The organism is Paracoccus aerodenitrificans, from assembly GCF_027913215.1.
Taxonomy (GTDB): Bacteria; Pseudomonadota; Alphaproteobacteria; order Rhodobacterales; family Rhodobacteraceae; genus Paracoccus; species Paracoccus aerodenitrificans.
This window is the reverse complement of sequence record NZ_CP115784.1, coordinates 2,952,901-2,974,223: the sequence shown is the minus strand read 5'-3', so window position 1 is coordinate 2,974,223 and position 21,323 is coordinate 2,952,901. Positions and strand designations below refer to the sequence as shown.

The window sequence follows — 21,323 nt, the reverse complement described above, 5'->3', positions numbered from 1 at the left end:
GGAGACCTGATTTATGAGCAACCTTTTCTGGCTGACTGACGCGCAGATGGAGCGTCTGAAACCCTATTTCCCGAAATCCCACGGCAAGCCACGCGTTGACGACCGGCGTGTGCTGAGCGGCATAATATTCATCAATCGTAATGGCTTGCGATGGTGCGACGCGCCGACGGACTACGGCCCCGCCAAGACGCTCTACAACCGCTGGAAGCGCTGGAGCGAGAACGGGACCTTCGCCCGGATCATGGTGGGCCTCGCCGCCGAGAGCGCCGAACACAATACGATCATGATCGACGCGACCTATCTGAAAGCGCACCGCACGGCCTCGAGCCTGCGGGTCAAAAAAGGGGGCGCGGGCGCCAGATCGGGCGAACGAAAGGCGGCATGAACACGAAACTGCACGCCGTCACCGACGCGAAGGGCCGGCCGATAGGGTTCTTCATGTCCGCCGGACAAGTCAGTGATTACACCGGGGCAGCGGCACTTCTGAACAGCCTGCCGGAGGCGGATTGGCTGCTGGCCGATCGGGGCTATGATGCCGACTGGTTCAGAGATGCCTTGAAAAACAAGGGGATAAAGGTTTGCATCCCGGGTCGGAAGTCGCGCAAGAAACCCGTCAAATACGACAAGCGGCGATACAAACGCCGCAACCGCATCGAAATCATGTTCGGCCGACTCAAGGATTGGAGGCGCGTCGCCACCCGATACGACCGTTGCCCCGAGACCTTCTTCTCTGCAATCCTGCTCGCCGCGACCGTCATCTTCTGGTTATGATCAAGAACGAGTCCTGAGCCTAGGAGTTCGTTAATGTCCTTCCATTTTCGATTAGCTGAGCATCGCAGCCAAGCGGTTGCGTGCGTATGCGATAACCCCGTCACATCGTACGCGTATCCGACGTCCAGGCTCGTCGATGCTTGGACACAGCAAGTCCACTATTGGATGTATCACACGTCATTCTGTTCGGACTGTAAAACGGGCAGACCCATAATGCATATCGCTTCATCAAGTCGTTCGCTCGGCTTCACCGGATAACGGAGTAAGAAATGGCAATTTACAGAGGTACCGATGGCAACGACAGTACTGGCGGAACCATCGGGAGTGACGTCAGATCCGGCGCGAGTGGGGACGATACGATCTGGGGTGGTCCCGGCGGCGATTATATTGGCGGCGACTTCATCGGGGTTCACATTCCGACGCGGTACCAGCAGCAGGCAGCAGGCTTCAATGTCCCCATAACACTTGCAGATGATATGCGTTCTGCGAATGCCAGCGATCCAGCGGGTACGCCATATCGTTACGAGTTTGTAAACAACAATACTGTCAATCTTCAGATCTATTACGTAGAGCCGGATGGCTCGATTACTGCTGTGGGCAATGTTCCTTTGGGGCAGGCGCGGTCGTTCAATGTCAATTCTGCAGGCGGTAAGTTCATTGCTGTCAACAATGACACTGGTGAAATTTACCGGCATATGGATGTCACCGGAAATGCTTCCGCCGCTGTCACGACAGATATTAAAGCGGTCGTGCAGGGGAATGATTCGCTTTCCGGCGGAGCAGGCGACGACACGATTTTCGGCGATGGCGGCAATGATAGGCTCTATGGCGGAGATTATCGTGAGAATGATACGGCCTACAGCGATAGTGATTATCTTGATGGCGGGGCCGGAACCGACACGATTTATGCTGGCGCTGGTAATGATAAACTCGCCGGGGGTACCGATAACGACACACTTATGGGTGAACTTGGCCGCGACACGCTCGTCGGTGGTGGCGGTACGTACTCTCTTTCCGGTGGTGATGGTAACGATATCATCCACGGTGATAATTATACAATAATCGACAGTTCTGCAACCGACGGTCGCTATACCAACATCTTTGGTAACGGGCTGTCCGCCAGCTACAAAGACGATAGTGCCGCCACACATGTCACTTACAGGTTTGTTCATGATGTAGGCGGAAATATCGACGTTTATTACATTCAGCCGAACGGCGACCTCGCATTTGTTACCTCTGTTTCGAGCGGGAACTATAATGGCGCAAGCCTGCCTGCCAATGCGAGCATCGCGATCGTTCAGGACAGCGTTATCATGGGGGTCATTCCGCGCTCTGAAACCGGAGCGGCGCAGACGTATGATATCTCCAACTATATGTCCGGTACGTTCGGTGAAACTGCGCCCGGCGCTGCCGCCGACCTTATCGACGGTGGTGCAGGAGCCGATACGATATATGCACAGGCAGGAGACGACGTCGTTGAAGGCGGTACAGGTGCGGACTTCATCGATGCCGGCTCTGGCGGCGATAAGGTTGTTGGCGGCGAGGGCAGCGACATCATTCTGACCGGTTCGGGTGATGATGTCGTATACGGCGAAAGCGAAAGCGGCGGTGCTTTGCCCGGCGTCAACTTCAACGACCTTATAAACACCGGCGCTGGCAGAGACATCGTCTATGGTCAGCAGGGAAATGATACTGTGTCCGGCGGTATCGGAAATGATGATCTTTTCGGTGGCGTTGGCAATGACCGATTGCTTGGTGATGGTGGCGCGGACAGCCTTGAAGGAGGCGATGGTAATGACACCCTGACCGGTGATGGTCCTGGTCTGCTGCCAAGACGTATCGGCTCCAGTCAGACTGTTCCCAATTTCCTAACCAGCGATGCAGGCTCTGACACCGCGTTCACGGGACCTGGTACTGGAGCTGGCAAGACCGCAGTTACATTCGAAAATAACTACGTCAGAGGCGTAACTATCTACTATGTCGAGCCGGACGGAACCCTGAAGACGGCGACGATGGGGATACCCAATGGCGGCAATAATGAACGGACCTTTCATTTTCCGGAAAATTCGAATGTCGTCGCGGTGGATGGAGCGTCGGGCGAGATCGTCGGATATTATGCCGATATCACCGATCCAAGCTGGGGCGGCTCCATCGAAATTACCGCAGAGGGCAACGAAGATGCCGACCAGTTCGCGCCAACTGGTGGTAATGATACGCTGATTGGTGGCGCTGGACGAGATGACATCGACGGCATGGATGGCGACGACACCATTGATGGTGGTGCCGACGCTGATGTTATGCGCGGCGGCGTCGGAGATGATGCGATTACCGTCAGCGGCGGCGACCAAGCCTATGGCGAAGACGACCGCGATACGTTCACATTCGATCTGGCGAATATCGCGGATGGCGATACGATCACGATTGACGGTGGGACTGGTTCCACGGCCGCAGGGGACATTGATGATTGGGATACGATAGACCTTACCGGTCTGACCATCGTATCCCACACCAATGTTCTGGAAGATGCCGATGGCAACTCCTATAGCGGCAGCGTTGTGCTCTCGGACGGGTCGAAAGAGTTCACGGTTAGATTCACCGAGCTTGAGCAGCCTCTGTGCTATTGCCGCGGTACCATGATCGAGACAATAGACGGTCTGGTCGCCGTCGAAGATCTGCATGTCGGTGACATGGTGCGGACCAAGGATAACGGGTTCAAGCCGCTCATCTGGATTGGGGCCTCTCATCTGAGTGAGGCACGGCTGGTACTTGAGCCGGGTCTGAGGCCGATCCGGATCCAGGCGGATGCATTGGCTCCGGGTTATCCATCCGAAGATCTGTATGTCTCGCCACAGCACCGGGTTCTTGTTCGTTCGAGAGTTGCACAGAAGATGTTCGGCGTCGATGAGGTTTTGGTCGCTGCCAAGCAACTTCTGATGCTTGATGGAATTGACTATGCTGATGACGCTGAGGGTGTGGACTATTATCACTTCCTGTTCGACCAGCACGAGGTCGTCTATTCGAATGGTGCAGAGACAGAATCGCTCTATACTGGTCCTGAAGCGCTGAAATCGTTGTCCGAGGATGCGCGGGTCGAAATTCTGGCGATTTTCCCGGAGTTGCGGGATCTGGATTATGATGCAGTTCCGGCGCGGATGCTATCTTCGGGCCGTTTGGCCAGGAAGCTGGCCATTCGGCATCGCAAGAACCAGAAGCCGCTATACGCTGCCGGCCGTCTGTAAAACTATGCTGCGGCGATCATTCCCATCGTATTGGGGATGGTCGTCGCATCCCTTACGTGACGGATGCCCTCCCTGCGGGCGATAATCAGTTTGCGGATGCGATCTCACTCGTTGCGAGATCTGGCCTACTGTAGTGATCGCGTTGGTCCTGCTGATTCTACTCCCGGGAACGGTCACATGGTTGCGGGTTTGCTTCTGGACGCACCCTGAACCTATTTCGTGAGTTTTTTGCTCTGCTTGATCAAGCTGTCAGAAGTATCCGAAGGCAAATTATATGCAACGACGACGAAGGTTGGGTTGGGCAGACTGATATGATGATTCGGGTTCAGAATTGACCGAGCTCTCTGCAGGGTACAAAATCCGACGAGATTGTCATATCTTGCTAAGCTTCATAAGCGGACACTGCGATCGAAAGCTGAACCGGTTTGGAGCTTCATGACAGAGCGGCTGAGCGATGACCCTCTGAAGACACAAGCTGTATTACCAATTAACAGCGCGTGGATAGTCTTAGGGGCTGAAAATAACTCCCCAACTCAGATGCACATTACGTGCACAACCCATCTGTCCAGATAGTATCGTTAACGCAAGATTCAGCAACTATTACTTTACTGTCTTGTTTTCTCATTGATTAGGCTCCAGCAATCCACCCATCTGATCCTTGCGCGCATAACCTGATATCAAATCGTTAACTTACTGTCACAAAACTGACACTTCGGAGGCTTAGACGGGCAGCGGAGCAAATAACTGCCCTCAGACTATGGAGTTGATTATGAGCAAGATCCAAGTGATCGTTTCTGCCACAGCGATCATCGCAGCATCTGCAACCGTCGCTGCCGCGCAGGAGCAGGTACAGGTCGCCGGTTCGTCGACCGTCCTGCCCTACGCCACGATCGTTGCCGAGGCATTCGCTGAAAACACCGATTTCCCGGCTCCGGTCGTGGAAGGTGGCGGTTCTTCGGCAGGCCTGAAGCAGTTCTGCGAAGGTGTCGGTGAAAACACCATCGACGTCGCAAACGCTTCGCGCCAGATCCGTGAAGCCGAAATCGAAACCTGCGCTGCAAATGGCGTTGCGAACATCATCGAAGTTCAGTTCGGCTATGACGGTATCGTCTTCGCCTCGGACATCAACGGTCCCGACTTCGTTCTGACCCCGGCTGACGTGTTCGGCGCTCTGGCTGCTGAAGTCGTCGTTGACGGTGAAGTCACCGCCAACCCGAACACCAACTGGTCGGACGTGAACCCGGAACTGCCCGAGCAGGCGATCATGGCCTTCATCCCGGGCACCAAGCACGGCACCCGTGAAGTCTTCGAAGAGAAGGTCATGCTGGCCGGCTGCGAAGAAACCGGTGCTCTGGAAGCTTTCGTTGAAGCCAATGGCGGCGACGAAGACGCTGCTGAAGGCGCCTGCATGGCGGTCCGCACCGATGGCGCTTCGGTCGATATCGACGGTGACTACACCGAGACCCTGGCCCGCATCGCCAGCAACCCTCAGGGTGTAGGCGTGTTCGGTCTGTCCTTCTATGAAAACAACACCGACACGCTGAAAGTCGCCACCATGAGCGGCGTTTCCCCGTCGGTTGAAACCGTTGCTTCGGGTGAATACCCGGTTTCGCGCCCGCTGTTCTTCTATGTCAAGAAAGACCATATCGGTGTCGTTCCCGGCCTGAAGGAATATGCAGAGTTCTTCGTCTCTGACGCGATGGCTGGCCCGGGCGGCCCGCTGTCCGAATATGGTCTGGTTCCGGATCCGGAGCTGGCTACGGTTCAGGAAACCGTCGCTAACGAAACGACAATCCAGTAATCTAATCTGATTGGCCGGGCAGTGCGTGCCACTGCCCGGCCTTTCTCTGCCTTCGCGAGGGAAAAATGCCCGTCCTCTGGATCTTGTTGATCGTTCTTGCAATTGCTGTGGCGGGTTACATTGTCGGCCGCCGCCGCGCTCTGAGCCTAGCTGATGGCGATGCGCGCAAACTTCATTCCCGTCCCTCTTATTATGGCTGGAGCGTCGCGCTCTATGCCGCCGTTCCGGCGCTTGTGGTTCTGCTTCTGTGGCTGTTCGCGCAGCCCATGCTGATCGAGCGCTCGGCCAGCCGCTATCTTCCCGACGATGCGATCAGCGAGGGCCAGACCCGCGGCATGCTGATGAACGAGGTGCGCAGCGTTGCCTCGACCCTGAATTCCGCGATCGCTCAGGACGTTCTGTCGCGTCCCGAAGCCATGTCGCTGATGATGGAAGATACCGAGCGCATGGATGCGCTGAAGGCAGCAGGCCTTCCCGTCCTGACGCGGCCCGTGATCCTTAGCGCGGCGCAGCATTATGTTCGTTCAGGTTACGTCGCCTCTATCTGGCTGACGATCATCGTTCTAGCGCTGTCGCTTGGTGCGGCGGGCTATGCCATCTGGCGAATCGCACCGGATTTCCGTGCCCGTAACGTGGTCGAGCAGGTGATGCGCGGAATTCTGATCGGATGTTCGACCATCGCGATTCTGACCACGGTCGGCATTGTCCTGTCCCTGATCTTCGAATCGATCAATTTCTTCCGGCTTTATCCCTGGCAGAATTTCTTCTTCGGGACCGAGTGGACGCCAAGCTTCGGCGGCGGATCGGAACTGGGCATGCTGCCGCTTCTGTGGGGTACGCTGTATATCTCCTTCATCGCGCTGCTGTTTGCCGTTCCGATCGGACTGTTCGCAGCGATCTATATGTCGGAATACGCCTCGCCGCGTGTCCGGTCATTCGCCAAGCCCGCGATTGAGATCCTCGCCGGTATTCCGACCATCGTTTATGGTCTTTTCGCCCTTGTGACGGTCGGTCCGCTGCTGCGTGACTGGATCGCGCAGCCTCTGGGTCTGGGCAATAGCGGGTCGTCGGTGATGACCGCCGGTCTGGTGATGGGCGTGATGCTGATCCCCTTCGTCAGCTCTCTGTCGGATGACATCATCAACTCGGTGCCGCAATCCCTGCGTGACGGCAGCCTGGGGCTTGGCTCGACGCATTCGGAAACCATCCGTCAGGTCGTTCTGCCTGCCGCGCTGCCCGGCATTGTCGGTGCGGTGCTGTTGGCGGCGTCGCGGGCAATTGGTGAGACGATGATCGTTGTGCTTGGTGCGGGTGCGATGGCGCAGATCAGCGGAAACCCGTTCGAGGCGATGACAACGATCACAGTGAAAATCGTGGGGCAGCTTACGGGCGATAACGATTTTGCCAGCCCCGAAACGCTTGTAGCCTTTGCGCTTGGTCTGACACTGTTCGTGCTGACGCTCGCGCTGAATGTCTTCGCGCTTTATATTGTGCGCAAATACCGGGAACAGTACGAATGACCGACGCGACCGACCTCTCAGGAAGCGCACCCCGCAGGGAAAGCCATACCAGCGGATCGCTTCTGACCGAAACGGCCCGGACACGCAAACGCAACGCGGCCGAGAAACGCTTCAAGGCCTATGGTATCGCCGCCATTGCGGTTGCCATTCTGGCACTGATCTTCCTGCTGACCTCGATCATCCGGGACGGTGCGTCGTCCTTTCAACAGACCTATGCGTCGATCCCGGTCACGCTGACGGCGGATGTCGTGGACCCCGATGGCAATCGGGACCCTGCAGAGATGTCGGGCGTTTACTCGATGTCCTATGGTGTGCTGCTGCAAACCGCTCTGCGGAGCTGGATCGAACAGGAAGGCATCGAGATCGAGGGCCTGACCGATGCGGATCTGTCCAGCTTCTTCTCAAGCGAGGCACAGGGTCGACTGCGTAACATCGTGCTGGACGATCCGTCGATGGTCGGCGAAACGCTTGAGCTTACGGCGCTGACCTCCAGCCGCGTCGATGGCATGTTCAAGGGACGCGTCAGCCGCGAATCCGCGGCGATTGATGCGCAGACCTCAGTTGCGCAGTTCGATCTGGCCGAAGAAATGCGTGAGCGAGGCGCACTTGTCACCCGCTTCAACAGCGATTTCATCACCAAGCCCGACGCGTCGGATAACCGTGCCGAGGCCGCCGGGATCGGCGTCGCCATTCTGGGCTCGCTTTACATGATGCTGATCGTGCTGGTACTGGCGCTGCCCATCGGTGTCGCCGCGTCGATCTATCTGGAAGAATTCGCGCCGAAAAACCGGCTGACGGATATCATCGAGGTGAATATCTCGAACCTCGCAGCGGTTCCCTCCATTGTGTTCGGTATTCTCGGGCTGGCGGCTTTCATCAACTTCGCGGGCCTGCCGCGCTCGACGCCGATTGTGGGCGGTCTGGTGCTGACGCTGATGACGCTTCCGACGATCATCATCTCGACCCGCGCCGCGCTGAAATCCGTGCCGCCCTCGATCCGCGATGCGGCACTTGGCGTCGGCGCGTCCCGGATGCAGACGGTCATGCACCATGTGCTGCCGCTGGCGATGCCGGGTATCTTGACCGGAACCATTCTGGGCCTCGCGCAGGCACTGGGTGAAACGGCGCCGCTTCTGCTGATCGGCATGGTCGCCTTCGTGTCGACCTATCCTTCGGCACCGCCTGCCGGCTTCTTCGATCCTGCCTCGGCTCTGCCTGTGCAGGTCTATAACTGGACGCAGCGCGCCGACCCGGCCTTCTTTGAGCGGGCTTCGGGTGCTATTATCGTGCTGCTGATCTTCCTTCTTTGCATGAACCTGCTGGCGATCTATCTGCGCCGCAAGTTCGAACGTCGCTGGTAAACAGAATGCGGGACAACAACATGAACGACATGACGATGGTGGAGCGCCAAGTGACGCAAGACAACGACATCAAGATTTCCGCCCGCAAGGTGCAGGTCTATTACGGTGAGAAACACGCGATCAAGGATGTCGATGTCGACATTCTCGACAAGACCGTGACCGCCTTTATCGGCCCGTCGGGATGCGGCAAGTCGACCTTCCTGCGCTGTATCAACCGCATGAACGACACGATCGACATCGCGCGGGTTGAGGGCCAGATCAATCTGGACGGCGAAGATATCTACGACAAGCGCGTCGATCCGGTGCAGCTTCGCGCCAAGGTCGGCATGGTGTTCCAGAAGCCGAACCCGTTCCCGAAATCGATCTATGACAATGTGGCTTACGGCCCGAAAATCCACGGCCTGTCGCGCAACAAGGCAGAGCTTGACGAGATCGTCGAGAAATCCTTGCGCGGTGCTGCCCTGTGGGATGAGGTCAAGGATCGCCTGCAGGAACCCGGAACCGGCCTGTCCGGCGGTCAGCAGCAGCGTCTGTGCATCGCCCGTGCCGTGGCGACCGCGCCGGAAGTTCTGCTGATGGACGAACCCTGCTCGGCGCTCGACCCGATTGCGACAAGCCAGGTTGAAGAGCTGATCGACCAGCTTCGCAAGGAATTCTCGGTCGTAATCGTGACGCACTCGATGCAGCAGGCAGCGCGGGTCAGCCAGAAAACGGCGTTTTTCCACCTTGGGAACCTCGTCGAATATGGCGAAACCGATGATATTTTCACCAATCCGCAGGACCCGCGGACGGAAAGTTATATTTCAGGCCGGATCGGCTGACGCCTGATTCCAGGAGGACGACATGAACAGCGACACCAGACATATCGCCTCGGCGTTCGACCGGGATCTCGAAACGATTCAGGCGCTCGTCGTGCGCATGGGCGGCATGGTCGAGACCGCGATTATCGACGCGGCCAAGGCCTTGGAAACGTTTGACGAAGATCTGGCCGAGCAGGTACGCCGCCGCGACAAGGAAATCGACCGGCTCGACCTGCAGGTGAATGAAGAGGCCGCGCGGCTGATTGCGCTTCGTGCGCCCACCGCGACCGATTTGCGACTTGTTCTGACAGTGATCAAGATTTCGGCCTCGCTTGAGCGGGTCGGCGACTATGCGAAAAACATGGCCAAAAGAAGCCATGTGCTGTCGCAACTGCCCGTCATCGACGGCGCCGGTATGGCGCTGCGCCGGATGGCGGTGACGGTCGAAAGGCTGCTGAAGGACGCGCTTGACAGCTATATCCAGCGCGATGCCGATCTGGCCGCCGATGTCCGCGACCGCGATCTGGAAGTGGATCAGATGTATAATGCGCTGTTCCGCGAATTCCTGACCTATATGATGGAAGATCCGCGGCACATCACGGCCTGTATGCATCTGCATTTCATCGCCAAGAATATCGAGCGTATGGGCGACCACGCCACTGCAATCGCGGAACAGGTGATCTATCTTGTCACGGGTGAGCTGCCTGATGAGGCCCGCCCGAAAAAGGACGGCGTCGTGCGGACTCCTGTGGATGAGGTGGAAGGATAGGCGATGTCGGCACGTCAAACCCCGTGTGTTCTCGTCGTTGAAGACGAAGGTGCGCAGCGCGAGGTGCTGAAATACAATCTCGAAGCCGAGGGTTTTGAGGCTGTGATGGCCGAAAATGGCGATGAGGCGCTGCTTCTGGTTCAGGAGGAGCAGCCCGATCTGATTGTGCTGGACTGGATGCTGCCGAATGTCTCGGGGATCGAGATCTGCCGGCGCATCAAGGCCGACCCACAAACGCGTCAGATCCCCATCATCATGCTGTCCGCACGCGGCGATGAGGTGGACCGGGTGCGCGGGCTGGAAACAGGCGCTGACGATTACGTCGTGAAGCCCTATTCCGTGGTCGAGCTGATGGCCCGCCTGCGCACACAGCTCCGCCGCACCCGCCCCGCCACGATGGGCGAGAGGCTAAGCTTCGGCGACATTATCCTCGACGCCGGAGAGCACCGCGTCTTCCGCGCCGGACAGGCCCTGCATCTGGGCCCGACCGAATTCCGTCTTCTGTCGACACTGATGGAAAAACCAGGCCGGGTCTGGACACGCGAACAGCTTCTGGACCGAGTCTGGGGCCGCGATATCTATGTCGATACCCGCACGATCGACGTCCATGTCGGTCGGCTGCGAAAGGCACTAATGGTCAATGGCGGCGATAACCCGGTCCGTACCGTGCGCGGTACGGGTTATGCGCTTGGGTGAAGGCGGCAGCGCGGAACGCTTTCGCTGCCCATGCCGGGTGAGCGGTATTTGGCTGAAAGTTGAGCAGGATGATTCCAAGCTTTGACGATATATTTTGCTTTGCTCTTAGTTCATCCTACCCAAGCGCCATAGGGTGAGTTTGATAGGGTTATTCGCGTGCACTTTGCAGCAAAATTGGCTACCAACAAATAGCGCTATCCGCCAAGTTCTGAGGCTTAGCGCCTAGCGCAGTATCAGATAGCCAAGGCACTTGGGTATCATATTAAGCTGTCAGATTTTCCCGCCGTTAGATATCAACGACATTTCCAATCCCCACCATAACTTCCTACGGCAACGCCACACGCTCCAGCATATCATCGATCACCTGATCCGGGGTCACGCCCTCGCCGACAGCCTCGAATTGCAGCTTCAGCCGGTGGCGGAACACGTTATGTGCGATGGCGTGGATGTCCTGTGGGTCGACATAATCTCGGCCTTCAAGCCAAGCGTGAGCGCGGGCGCATTTATCCAGCGCGAGTGAGGCGCGGGGGCTGGCGCCGATCTCTATCCGGGCGGCGAGTTCTTCGGAGTAGTCGCCGGGTGTGCGTGTCGCCTGAACCAGATCGGCCATGTATCGGGCGATGGGGTCGGAGACATGGATGCGGCCGATCTCGGTCCGGGCGGCGAAGATGGCGGATTGCGGGATGGGTGGCGGCGGGTCCAAGGGCGGGGCGTTATCGGTTTTGGCGTTTTCCTCGTCGCGCACCATTGCGATGATTTTCACCTCATCCTCGACCGGGGGATAATCCACGCGGACATGCATCAGGAAGCGGTCCATCTGCGCTTCGGGCAGGGCATAGGTGCCCTCCTGCTCAATCGGGTTCTGGGTTGCGCAGACAATGAACAGGGGCGGCATGGGGTGAGTGGTGCTGCCGACCGTGACCTGACGTTCCTCCATCGCTTCAAGCAGGGCGGCCTGCACCTTGGCCGGGGCGCGGTTGATTTCGTCGGCCAACACGATATTTGCGAAGATCGGGCCGGGTTCGAAGCGGAACTCGCCCTTGCCGCCGGTCTGGTAATACACATCCGTGCCGGTCACATCGGATGGCAGCAGATCCGGGGTGAACTGGATCCGGCTGTAATCGGCCTCAAGGTTTTTCGCCATCGCCTTGACGGCGCGGGTTTTGGCAAGGCCCGGAAGCCCTTCGATCAGCAGGTTGCCATTGGCCAGAAGCCCGATGATCAGATCGCGGATCACTGCCTGCTGGCCGACGATCGAATCTCCCATCCGAGTGATCAGAGCGCTGATGTCATCATGAGCTGTCATGGCGTATTCCTGTTCCTGAGATATCTTATTTTCATGGATTGAGAGGCGGCAAATCGCGGTCCTGTCTCTGGCCTTGGCGCGGATGGTGCCGGGCCTGTGTCTTGAGCGCCTGCCGGGCGGCGGACCAGCGGTCCTGCATGCGGTCGTCCGGGGTGGGATGGGGACCATACAACCCCTTGCCGAGTTCGAGATAGGCTGAGTTCAGATCGTCGGATGGGGGAAGGCCACCACGTCGCCGCCAGCGGCCGGTCCATGTCAGAGCTGTCCCGAGGCGATGGTTCTGCAAGGCCTGATCGGCGCGGTGCCAAGCATAGCGTGGCGATGCGCGTCGGGTTTCGCGCAGCTTGCGGAGATGATTTTCGGCGACAGGCCTGAAGCGTCGCCACAGGACCCAGAATACAGCCGAAAGCAGAGCAATTGCGACTGCGATCACAGCGATGCCTCGCCAGTCAACGGGTTGCTTCGTCTCAGCCGGGGCGGGGCCGCTGACTGCAATCTCGGCTCCATCCAGCGCCGCCTGTTCGACGCGATCCGCATCGATATTATACCAGCTCAAAGTAATCGCAGGCAGGCTGTAGCGTCCGCCCTGTTCGGCGATATAGGTCACGCTTTCGATGCGGGTGCCGGTGCCGCTTGCCGCATCATCCGACATGTCCGGGGCATTGGGATGTTCGGACAGGCCCGGTTGATCCAGCGGCGGCACAAGCGGCGGGATCGTCATCGCCTTTGCGCCCGATATGCTTGCCGTCACTGTCCGCGTGATCGCGGCACCCGGAGCAAGCTCACCCTCCGCGCCCTCGATCATCTGTTCCAGCGTCAGCGAGGTTGCGGCAAGGAACGGGTCCAGACCCTGCGCCGCGGCAGGAACCGTCCCCGTCAGGGTCAGCGCATCTGTCATCGCGGTTGCCTCTACCGGCTGATAGGAGGCATCTGCATAGGTGAAGCTGATCGTCTGGGGCGGCAGTGAAATCTCACCCGGTACAAGCGGCGTGATCCGGTACTCGCGACGAACTCCGGACCAGTTGCGGCCCTGAACGCGTTCGCTGACCGGGCGCGTGGCTTCGTCCGGCAGTTCCACCATGATATTGGGCAGATCATAGCTGGGCAGAGTCACCGGCTTGGAAAAGAAGCTGGGGACAAGCACGGTGACACGCAGTGTTGCGGGCTGGCCGGTCAGCACGGAAGCGGGATCAAGCTCGGTGCGGATGATGGGCTGATCGCTGGCCTCCTGCGCAAATGATGGTAGGGTGAGCGCAAAGATCAGGGCAAACCACAGCAGATAATGTCTCATTCCGTGGCCTCCGCTTCCAGAGAGAGGCGGATTTTCAGGAAATCCTGCATGCGGGTATCGACCGTGCGCATCCATTGCTCTGCCGCCTGTAATTCAAGCTGCTGAGTCTGGATCGGCTGAGCCTCTTGCCCTTCCTCCATTTCTTCATCGAAAACGACTTCGTCCGCGCCGTCATCCGCACTGGATTCGCGCCGCGATTCATTGACGTAATCGACAATGGCCTGCGCGATTTCGAGATTGCGCACTGCAAGTGCGTTATCCGGGTCCAGATCGACGGCCTGCTGCATCGTCGCGGCACCCTCTCGATAGGACCCCTGCCGGATTTCGGCCATGCCTCTTGCGATCAGGGCGTCGGCCCCGTCGAGCCGGTCGAAGATCTCGGCGGCGTCCTCATATTGGCCGGACCTGTAAAGCGCCAGCCCGCGCCAGGTCAGATCCTGAAACAACCCGGCGGCCTCGGCATAGTCACGGTTCTCATAGGCCCGCCGCCCCTGCTGATCCGGGGTCCAGAACCAGTCGGCCAGACCATCCGCATGGGACGGCCCGGCGGGCAGGAACAGCGCCGCCGCAAGAAGCCCCGCTCCCCAACGCATGGTCCAGCCACGCCGGAACCAAAGCAGCGACAGCAGCAAGGCGGGCAGGAAGAACAGCCAGCCGCGATCTTCCCATTTCTGCCGGTCATCCGCCGCCAGAGCCGCCCGATAGGCCGCGTCGATATGGCGTGACACCGCCTGAACATCCGCATCGTCCGGGGTCATGGTCACGACCCGCAGCCCGCGAATGCCGCGCAGTTCTTCGGCGGCATTCTCATCTTCGGTGATCAGCAGGACGATCATCGGAGCGCCATCGTTCTGAAGATAGGATTGCAGACCGGGAATATCCGCGCGGTCGATTTCATCGGCTACGAACAGCATCGCGCCGGGCGAGGTTTCGGCGCTGAGGATCGTGTCGGCCTTTCCGACGGCAAGCGTCGCGTTATTCCCCGGCACCGGCATCACATCGGGCAGCAACCCCTCAAGGAAGCTGTTCAGCACATCCGGGTCCTCGGTCAGCGGCGCGATCAGATGCGCCGAGCCGGCATAAGCGACAAGCGCGGTCCTGCCGCCAGTGCGGCTGTCCAGAATATCCTGAATCTTGTATTTCGCACGATCCAGACGGCTTGGTGCGATGTCGCGGCGTGCCATGCTGTCCGAGACCTCAAGCGCCAGCACAAGCGGTGCGGTCGGGGCGACAAGCGGGTTCGGCACACGCGTCCAGCTTGGTCCCGCCGCACCTGCGATGATCAGAGCCGAGCAGAGCGTCACCGCATCGACAGGCAACAGCCCCTTCCCGCGCTTTCCGTCAAGGCTGAGCGCATGGGCCAGATGATCTGCCATCCCCGCCGGTTTCTGCCAGCGAGGAGCAAGGCGTCTGCGCGTCAGCCACCATGCGAGCAGCGCGGGCAAGACCAGCAGCAGGCACCACGGGCGGATGAAGTGGAAATAGGACAGGCCGGACAGGAACTCACCCATACGCACGCTCCGGCCTTGACCAGTATAGCAGCAGGAATTGCGACAACAGGATCAGCAGCGCCGCAGCAAGCGCGGGCAGATGCGCCAGGCTGTCGCGCGGACGATAGCTGATCGTATCGACAAGGCGCGGCGCAAGCTCGTCGATCCGGGCATAGACCTGCGCCAGCCCCTCGGTATCGTCGGCAAAGAAGAACTGGCCGCCCGTGCGCTGCGCGATATCCTGCAAGGCGGCGATGTCGACTTGATTTTCCTCCTGATTTCCGGTCGGATCGCCCACGCCGATGGTAAAGATCTGGATGCCGTTCTGCGCCGCGATTTCCGCCGCGTTGACTGGGCTCATCCGGCTGCCCGTATCGGCTCCGTCGCTGAGCAGGATCATCAGCCGCTGTTCGACCTGACTGTTTTCAAAGCTGCGGATGCCAAGCCCGATGGCGTCGCCCAGATTGGTATGCGGACCGGCCATGCCGACCGTGGTCAGGTTCAGCAGATCGCGCACCGCCTGAAGATCCTCGGTGAACGGAGCCTGAAGAAACGGCTTGGCACCGAACACGATCAGCGCCACCCGGTCGCCCTCGCGCTCAGAGATGAAGTCGCCGACAACATTCTTGACCGCAGCGAGCCTTTGCAGCGGCTCTCCATCCCCGGTCTCGAAATCCTGCTCATCCATCGATTCCGAGATATCCACGACCAGCATCAGATCGCGTGCGGCATTGGTGATCTCGACGGGCTCGCCCACCCGTTCCGGCCCGGCCAGAGACAGAAGCAGCAGCAGCCAGACCAGAATTCCGGCGATCATCTGGATGCGCCGCCGTGTGACCAGCAATGCGCCTTCCCGTGGGGTCACGCCCGCCGCCTCGACGATCCGGGCGAAGAATGGGAAGCGCAGCGCATGAACGCTTTGCCGATAGGGGCGCAGGAAACGCCAGACCAGAAGCGGCAGCGGCAGCAGGATCAGCATCCAGGGATGCGCAAGCTCGATCATCGCGCTGTCCTTCTGTGCTTGCGGACCCATTGCGCGGCAAGTCCGGGCAGGGCCGGATCGGCAGGGGTGCCGGGGCGATAGGCGGCGACGGCCAGCACCTGACCCGGCCCTTCTGCAAAACCGCTGCCGTGAAAGCTGCGGTCGAGGAAAGCAAGCCATGCGGGTCCGTAAAGCCGCGCGACCTCCTCCCTCGAATAAGCCGCAATCGCCGTGCGGCGCAGGACCGAAGCGATCCGCGCCGGATCGTCTCCAGCATCCTGCAACGCTGCCAATGCCGCGCGGCGATAGGCATTGCCGCGCCACCACCGGACCAGCCGCCACAGCGCGAGGACCAGCAAAAGCAGCGCGACAGCGCCGACCACCAGCCACCCCGCAGTTTGCGGCGTATAGGGCACAGGTGCCGGGTCTGGGGGCATTTGCAGCAGATCCAGCATTTCCAGCAGATCGAGGCCTTCAAGATCCGGGTTCATGGCCGCTGCCTCGTAGCGCCAAGCAATTTACGGATCTGCGGAACGGTTTCCTCTGCGGCGGAAAGCGGCATCAGCGGGATGCCGAATTTCTGGGACCAGGTGTCCAGCGCCTCGGTATGGGTCTGGGACAGCCGCGTCAGAGCCTGAAGAACGGACGCATTGCCCGTGTCGATCTCTGCCTGCAGGCGCCCATCCGACGCGGCCAGTTTCAGATCGGCGGGCGGGGTCCGCGTCATCGGGTCGTTCACCGGGCAGAGGATCACGTCATTATGTCGCGACAGCCCGCTGATCAGCCGCTCCGAGCGACGCCCGATCCCGTCGAAATCGCTGATGATCACGATCAGATGGTCTCGCTTCGCGATCCGCGCCACGGTCTGAAGCGGTTCGCGGATATGCATCGGCTCGCCCATATCGGCATCGGCCCGCAAGGAAGCATTCGCCCCGGCAAGCGCCGTCAGGAAGCTTTGCACCGCGCCGTTACTGCGCTGAGGCCGGATCTCGGTCATCTTCTGATCGGTAAAGACAATCCCGCCCACCCGATCGCCCTGATCCAGAATGCGGAAGGCGATCAGCGCCGCGGTCTCGGCGGCGGTGACGGATTTCATGTTCAGTTGTGAGCCGAAAAACATCGACATGCGCTGATCGACCACGATCAGGGCAGGGCGGTCGCGTTCCTCGGTGAAAACGCGGATATGAGGGCTGCCCGTCCGTGCGGTCACTTTCCAGTCGATATCGCGCACATCGTCGCCGGGCAGATAGCCGCGCAGCTCTTCGAAATCCAGCCCGCGCCCGCGCAGCCGGGACGCGTTGCGCCCGTTCAGCACGCTGCCCACGCGCTGCCTCGGCAGGAAACGCAGATCCCGCGCCTTGCCTGCAAAGCTTCGCAGATGCGCAAGATCGACATGGATTCGCGGATCAAGCCTGTTATCGCCGGACGGATCCCGCACGCTGAGATGACTCCTGAAACGAGTGCCGCGCATCTCTGCCCAAGCCCGGAGGGCGGACATATTCCGAAGAAGGGAGGCGCGTGACGGGGGCTGCTGTAAAAGCTGTCCCCGTCTTTGGCAAATCGGATCGGGGCGGCGGAACCGCCCCGATCCTGTTATGTGAGCTTACTGACCGCCAGCGTTGTAAAGCATTTCGGCGACATCGCTCATCTGAACCGACATGCTGCGCTGACGCGGCGGGAATTCTTCGAAGGTCGCCACGTAATCGGCAACGATCTTCCCGGCCGGACCCATCAGCCAGCTACGGTTCTCGGCCCATTCGTCATAACCGCGCGATTCATGGAAACGCTCAAACGGATCAAGTTTGAGGTTGGTGATGATCGGCGTCGACAATTCAGGCTGTGGCGAGCGGAACCACGCGTCCTGATCGCGGAATTGCAGCTTGTAATCGCCGTAACGCAGCGCCTGGAAGGTGGTTTCGGTGAAATAGAAGAACTCTTTCCGCTTGGTTTCACCGTTGTTCAGCAGGATATCCGACTGGTCATACCCATCCAGATGCACGCGATAGGTGGTGTCGCCGACCTGTTTGCCTTCCAGCAGATCCTCTTTCAGCGTCTTGTCGCCAAGGAAGGACAGAAGCGTCGGCATCCAGTCTTCCATTGTCATGAATTCGCCGGTCGAGACGCCAGCCGGGATGCGACCGTCCCATTTCACCATCATCGGCACACGGAAACCGCCTTCATAGCCACCCACGCCTTTTTCGCCGTGGAAAGGCTGGTTGCCGCCATCGGGCCAGGAGTTCGAGGCCGCGCCGTTATCGGTCGAGAACATGACGATGGTGTTATCCGCAACGCCAAGCTCATCCAGCAGATCGAGAAGCTGGCCGACATAGTTGTCAACTTCCCGCATCCCGTCCGCATACAGCCCGTAGCCGGTCACGCCATCGGATTCCGGCTTGAGATTCGTGCGGTAATGCATGCGCGAGAAGTTATGCCAGACGAAGAAGGGGTCGCCCGCTTCGACAGCACGGCGGATGAAGTCCACCGACTGAACCATGACTTCATCGTCCAGCACCCGCTGACGCTCGGTGCCGAACGGCCCGAGATCCTGAACTTCCTGATCCCCGTCATCGAGCGCACGGGCCTGAATGACGCCGCGCTGCTGGAGGCCCATTTCTTCCTGCACTTCTTCGCTTGGGAAGTCGTATTGCTCGGGATATTCGCCCGCATTCAGGTGATAGAGGATACCGAAGAACTCATCGAAACCGTGCTTGGTCGGCAGATGCTCATCGCGGTCGCCAAGATGGTTCTTACCAAACTGGCCGGTCGCGTAACCAAGCGGCTTCAGCAGCTCGGCAATGGTCGGGTCATCGGCCTGAATGCCCTGTTCGGCACCCGGCAGACCAACCGTGCTGAGCCCAGTGCGCATCGGATACTGGCCCAGAATGAACGAGGCGCGGCCTGCGGTGCAGGAGGCATGGCCGTAATGATCCATGAAGATCATGCCTTCATCGGCGATCTGGTCGATATTCGGCGTCTCGCCCCCCATCATGCCGCGGTGATAGGCACTGATATTCCACATGCCGATATCGTCACCCCAGATAATCAGGATGTTCGGGCGTTCAGGGTCCTGCTGGTTTTCACCCTGCTGCGCGTCCTGATTCTGTGCGGCGGTTTCTGGCGTGGTGGTGGCGGTTTCCTGAGCGAAACCGGGTGCAGCAAAACTGGTAAGAAGTGAAGCGACAATGAAAAAACGTCTAAAGCTGGTCACGGGCATGTGATGCTCCTTCCCCTGCATGATAGAATTCCTTTCTAACAGAAACTATAACGATATTTTTACAATTAATTTATGACCAGACAACTGGAGTTGTTTCAACATGTCTCTTTACAGATTTTTCCGATCTCTGATTGCTCTGGGGCTTATGGTCCTCGGCCTGAACGGATTCGGCCTGGAATTTGCCGCCGCTCAGACCCCTGGTGGATCAGTTCCTGAATATATCGGCAGTGAGGCATGTGCTGGTTGCCATAAGCAAGAAACAAGTGACTGGCTTGGCTCGCATCATGATCTGGCATGGGAAAAGCCGGGGCCGGAAACCGTTCTGGGCGAGTTTTCCGGGCAGAATGTCTCGATTGGAGGCTCTGATGTGACATTTTCGCGGCAGGGCGACGATTATTCCGTCGCCATCACCGAACCGGACGGGACCCGCGCTTCCTATAACATAACGGATGTCGTCGGTGTTGAACCCTTGCAACAGTATCTGGTCGAAACCGAGCCGGGTCGGAAACAGGCGTTGGATTTTGTCTGGGATGTCGTGGAGGGACAATGGTACGATCTTTACCCGGATGAGGATTATGTCCCCTCTGACGGGTTGCACTGGAGCGGACCTTACAAAAACTGGAATGCCCGTTGTGCGGTGTGTCATGCCACAGGTTATGACAAGAACTACGTCCCGCAGGACCATCTCTATCAAAGCACGCAGGCCGAGATCGGTGTCGGCTGCGAGGCCTGTCATGGCCCCGGTTCCGCTCATGCTGAGTGGGCGAAGGCGCCCGAAAGCTATGACATCAGCGGCATGCCGGGCCTGTCTGCGCTTGGCTTCACGGCGTCCTTTTCAAAGGACGATCCCGATGCGCAGATACAGGTCTGCGCCGGTTGCCATTCGCGACGCAGCGCATTGACCGATGAAAGCCCTGTGCCCGGCACGGCCTATCACGACAGCTACGAACTGGCGCTGATCGACGCGGACCGGCTGTACTATCCCGACGGAGCCATTCGGGATGAGGTCTATGTATACGGTTCCTTCCTGCAATCGAAGATGTATCAGAACGGCGTGCAATGCAGCGACTGCCACAACCCACACAGCACGCGGCTGAAGGCCGAGGGCAACGCAGTCTGCACCCAATGCCATTCCGAGGCGGGCAATACGCGTTTCCCATCGCTGAAACTGGCCGATTACGACAGCCCGGATCATTATTTCCACCCGCAGGGATCAGAAGGGGCGCAGTGCAAGAACTGTCATATGAAAGCGCAGACCTATATGGGCATCGACGAACGCTCGGATCACGCGTTCCGCATTCCGCGCCCTGATCTGTCGGTCGAGACGGGTGCGCCGCTTGCCTGCCTCGACTGTCACGCGGACAAGGATACGGAATGGGCGGATAAGGCGATTCTGGCCGCTCATCCTGATGCAGATCGCGGGCCGCATTTTTCCCAGACCTTCGCGCATGGCCACGGCGGAGAAGATCCCGGAACGCTGCCATCGCTGTTCGACATCGCCGAAGATGAGACCACACCCGCGATCATCCGCGCCAGTGCATTGGGGCTTGCCGCCTCGCATATGCAGCCGGAAGATACCGAACGCGCCGCCCGGCAGTTAAGCGCCGGAGACCCGCTGATCCGCGCCGCCGCCATCCCGCTTCAGCGCAGCGCAGCACCGGACGACAAGCTGCAACGGATCGCGCCGCTTCTGGAGGACCCGGCCAGATCGGTCAGAATCACCGCCGTCAAAGAGTTGTTGCAGAATCCCGGCCTGCGCGTCGCCCCCGAACATCAGGCGGGGTTTGAGCAAGGCATTCGCGAGATGCAGCAATGGCTGATGGCGAATGCCGATTACCCCGAGGGCCAGCTTGCCTTGGGCGGAACCGCGCTTGCGCTGCGCAATATTCCCGCAGCTTTGTCCGCCTTTGCCGAGGCCACACAGCAGGACCCGCAACTTGCGGATGCCTGGGTGATGCAGGTCAGGTTGTTGGCCGCGCAGAACCGGATCGAGGCCGCCCGCGAGGTTCTGTCCCGCGCGATGGCGGCCAATCCCGGCAATGCTCAGCTTCTGTCGCTTGACCTTCAGCTTTCGCCCCGATGA

At 59.3% G+C, this 21,323-nt stretch carries 16 protein-coding genes; 9 read left to right on the top strand and 7 right to left on the bottom strand.

Features of this window, described 5'->3' with window-relative positions:
* Nucleotides 1-13 precede the first annotated feature (13 nt).
* The 8 genes from PAE61_RS15920 (at nucleotide 14) to phoB (ending at nucleotide 10,957) form a co-directional block, all read left to right on the top strand.
* Nucleotides 14-771 (top strand): IS5 family transposase gene (locus PAE61_RS15920; RefSeq protein ID WP_271112274.1). Its coding sequence is split into 2 segments (ribosomal slippage): nucleotides 14-350 and nucleotides 350-771, totalling 759 coding nucleotides; the frame shifts between segments, so codons are not numbered across the junction.
* Nucleotides 772-1,040: 269 nt separating this feature from the next.
* Nucleotides 1,041-4,010, top strand: coding sequence for a Hint domain-containing protein (locus PAE61_RS15915; protein WP_271113324.1), 2,970 nt, complete (start codon nucleotides 1,041-1,043; stop codon nucleotides 4,008-4,010).
* Between the two features lie 769 nt (nucleotides 4,011-4,779).
* Nucleotides 4,780-5,811, top strand: coding sequence for a PstS family phosphate ABC transporter substrate-binding protein (locus PAE61_RS15910; RefSeq protein WP_271113323.1), 1,032 nt, complete (start codon nucleotides 4,780-4,782; stop codon nucleotides 5,809-5,811).
* A gap of 65 nt (nucleotides 5,812-5,876) precedes the next feature.
* Entirely contained in the window at nucleotides 5,877-7,331 is a 1,455-nt protein-coding gene (gene pstC / locus PAE61_RS15905; RefSeq protein WP_271113322.1) for a phosphate ABC transporter permease subunit PstC, read from the top strand.
* A complete protein-coding gene (pstA, locus tag PAE61_RS15900) occupies nucleotides 7,328-8,692 on the top strand; it encodes a phosphate ABC transporter permease PstA (protein WP_271113321.1) in 1,365 nt (454 codons plus the stop codon). Before pstC ends, pstA begins: the two co-directional genes overlap by 4 nt.
* A 20-nt stretch (nucleotides 8,693-8,712) precedes the next feature.
* A complete protein-coding gene (pstB, locus tag PAE61_RS15895; RefSeq protein ID WP_271113320.1) occupies nucleotides 8,713-9,513 on the top strand; it encodes a phosphate ABC transporter ATP-binding protein PstB in 801 nt (266 codons plus the stop codon).
* 22 nt (nucleotides 9,514-9,535) lie between these two features.
* Nucleotides 9,536-10,261, top strand: a complete 726-nt coding sequence (phoU, locus tag PAE61_RS15890) for a phosphate signaling complex protein PhoU (RefSeq protein WP_271113319.1) — start codon at nucleotides 9,536-9,538, stop codon at nucleotides 10,259-10,261.
* Between the two features lie 3 nt (nucleotides 10,262-10,264).
* Nucleotides 10,265-10,957, top strand: coding sequence for a phosphate regulon transcriptional regulator PhoB (phoB, locus tag PAE61_RS15885; protein WP_271113318.1), 693 nt, complete (start codon nucleotides 10,265-10,267; stop codon nucleotides 10,955-10,957).
* Between the two features lie 325 nt (nucleotides 10,958-11,282).
* Here the strand turns inward: phoB and PAE61_RS15880 are convergent, their stop codons facing one another.
* The 7 genes from PAE61_RS15880 to PAE61_RS15850 form a co-directional block, all read right to left on the bottom strand.
* On the bottom strand, nucleotides 11,283-12,263 hold the full coding sequence (locus PAE61_RS15880; RefSeq protein WP_271113317.1) for an AAA family ATPase: 981 nt from the start codon (nucleotides 12,261-12,263) through the stop codon (nucleotides 11,283-11,285).
* 31 nt (nucleotides 12,264-12,294) lie between these two features.
* Nucleotides 12,295-13,554 (bottom strand): hypothetical protein, encoded by a 1,260-nt coding sequence (locus PAE61_RS15875; protein WP_271113316.1) that lies wholly within the window; start codon nucleotides 13,552-13,554, stop codon nucleotides 12,295-12,297.
* The gene (locus PAE61_RS15870; protein ID WP_271113315.1) at nucleotides 13,551-15,065 is read right to left on the bottom strand and encodes a vWA domain-containing protein; all 1,515 of its coding nucleotides are present in this window, start codon (nucleotides 15,063-15,065) and stop codon (nucleotides 13,551-13,553) included. Before PAE61_RS15870 ends, PAE61_RS15875 begins: the two co-directional genes overlap by 4 nt.
* Nucleotides 15,058-16,047 carry a VWA domain-containing protein gene (locus PAE61_RS15865; RefSeq protein ID WP_271113314.1) on the bottom strand — a complete coding sequence of 330 codons (990 nt, stop codon included), beginning with the start codon at nucleotides 16,045-16,047 and terminating at the stop codon, nucleotides 15,058-15,060. The genes PAE61_RS15870 and PAE61_RS15865 overlap by 8 nt, the downstream gene beginning before the upstream one ends.
* Complete coding sequence (locus PAE61_RS15860) at nucleotides 16,044-16,517, bottom strand: DUF4381 domain-containing protein (RefSeq protein ID WP_271113313.1); 474 nt, start codon at nucleotides 16,515-16,517, stop codon at nucleotides 16,044-16,046. Before PAE61_RS15860 ends, PAE61_RS15865 begins: the two co-directional genes overlap by 4 nt.
* The gene (locus PAE61_RS15855) at nucleotides 16,514-17,464 is read right to left on the bottom strand and encodes a DUF58 domain-containing protein (protein ID WP_271113312.1); all 951 of its coding nucleotides are present in this window, start codon (nucleotides 17,462-17,464) and stop codon (nucleotides 16,514-16,516) included. Before PAE61_RS15855 ends, PAE61_RS15860 begins: the two co-directional genes overlap by 4 nt.
* A 165-nt stretch (nucleotides 17,465-17,629) precedes the next feature.
* Nucleotides 17,630-19,240 carry an arylsulfatase gene (locus PAE61_RS15850; RefSeq protein ID WP_271113311.1) on the bottom strand — a complete coding sequence of 537 codons (1,611 nt, stop codon included), beginning with the start codon at nucleotides 19,238-19,240 and terminating at the stop codon, nucleotides 17,630-17,632.
* A 100-nt stretch (nucleotides 19,241-19,340) separates the two neighbouring features.
* Here PAE61_RS15850 and PAE61_RS15845 point away from each other — a divergent pair, with 100 nt between their 5' ends.
* Nucleotides 19,341-21,323 (top strand): multiheme c-type cytochrome, encoded by a 1,983-nt coding sequence (locus tag PAE61_RS15845; protein WP_271113310.1) that lies wholly within the window; start codon nucleotides 19,341-19,343, stop codon nucleotides 21,321-21,323.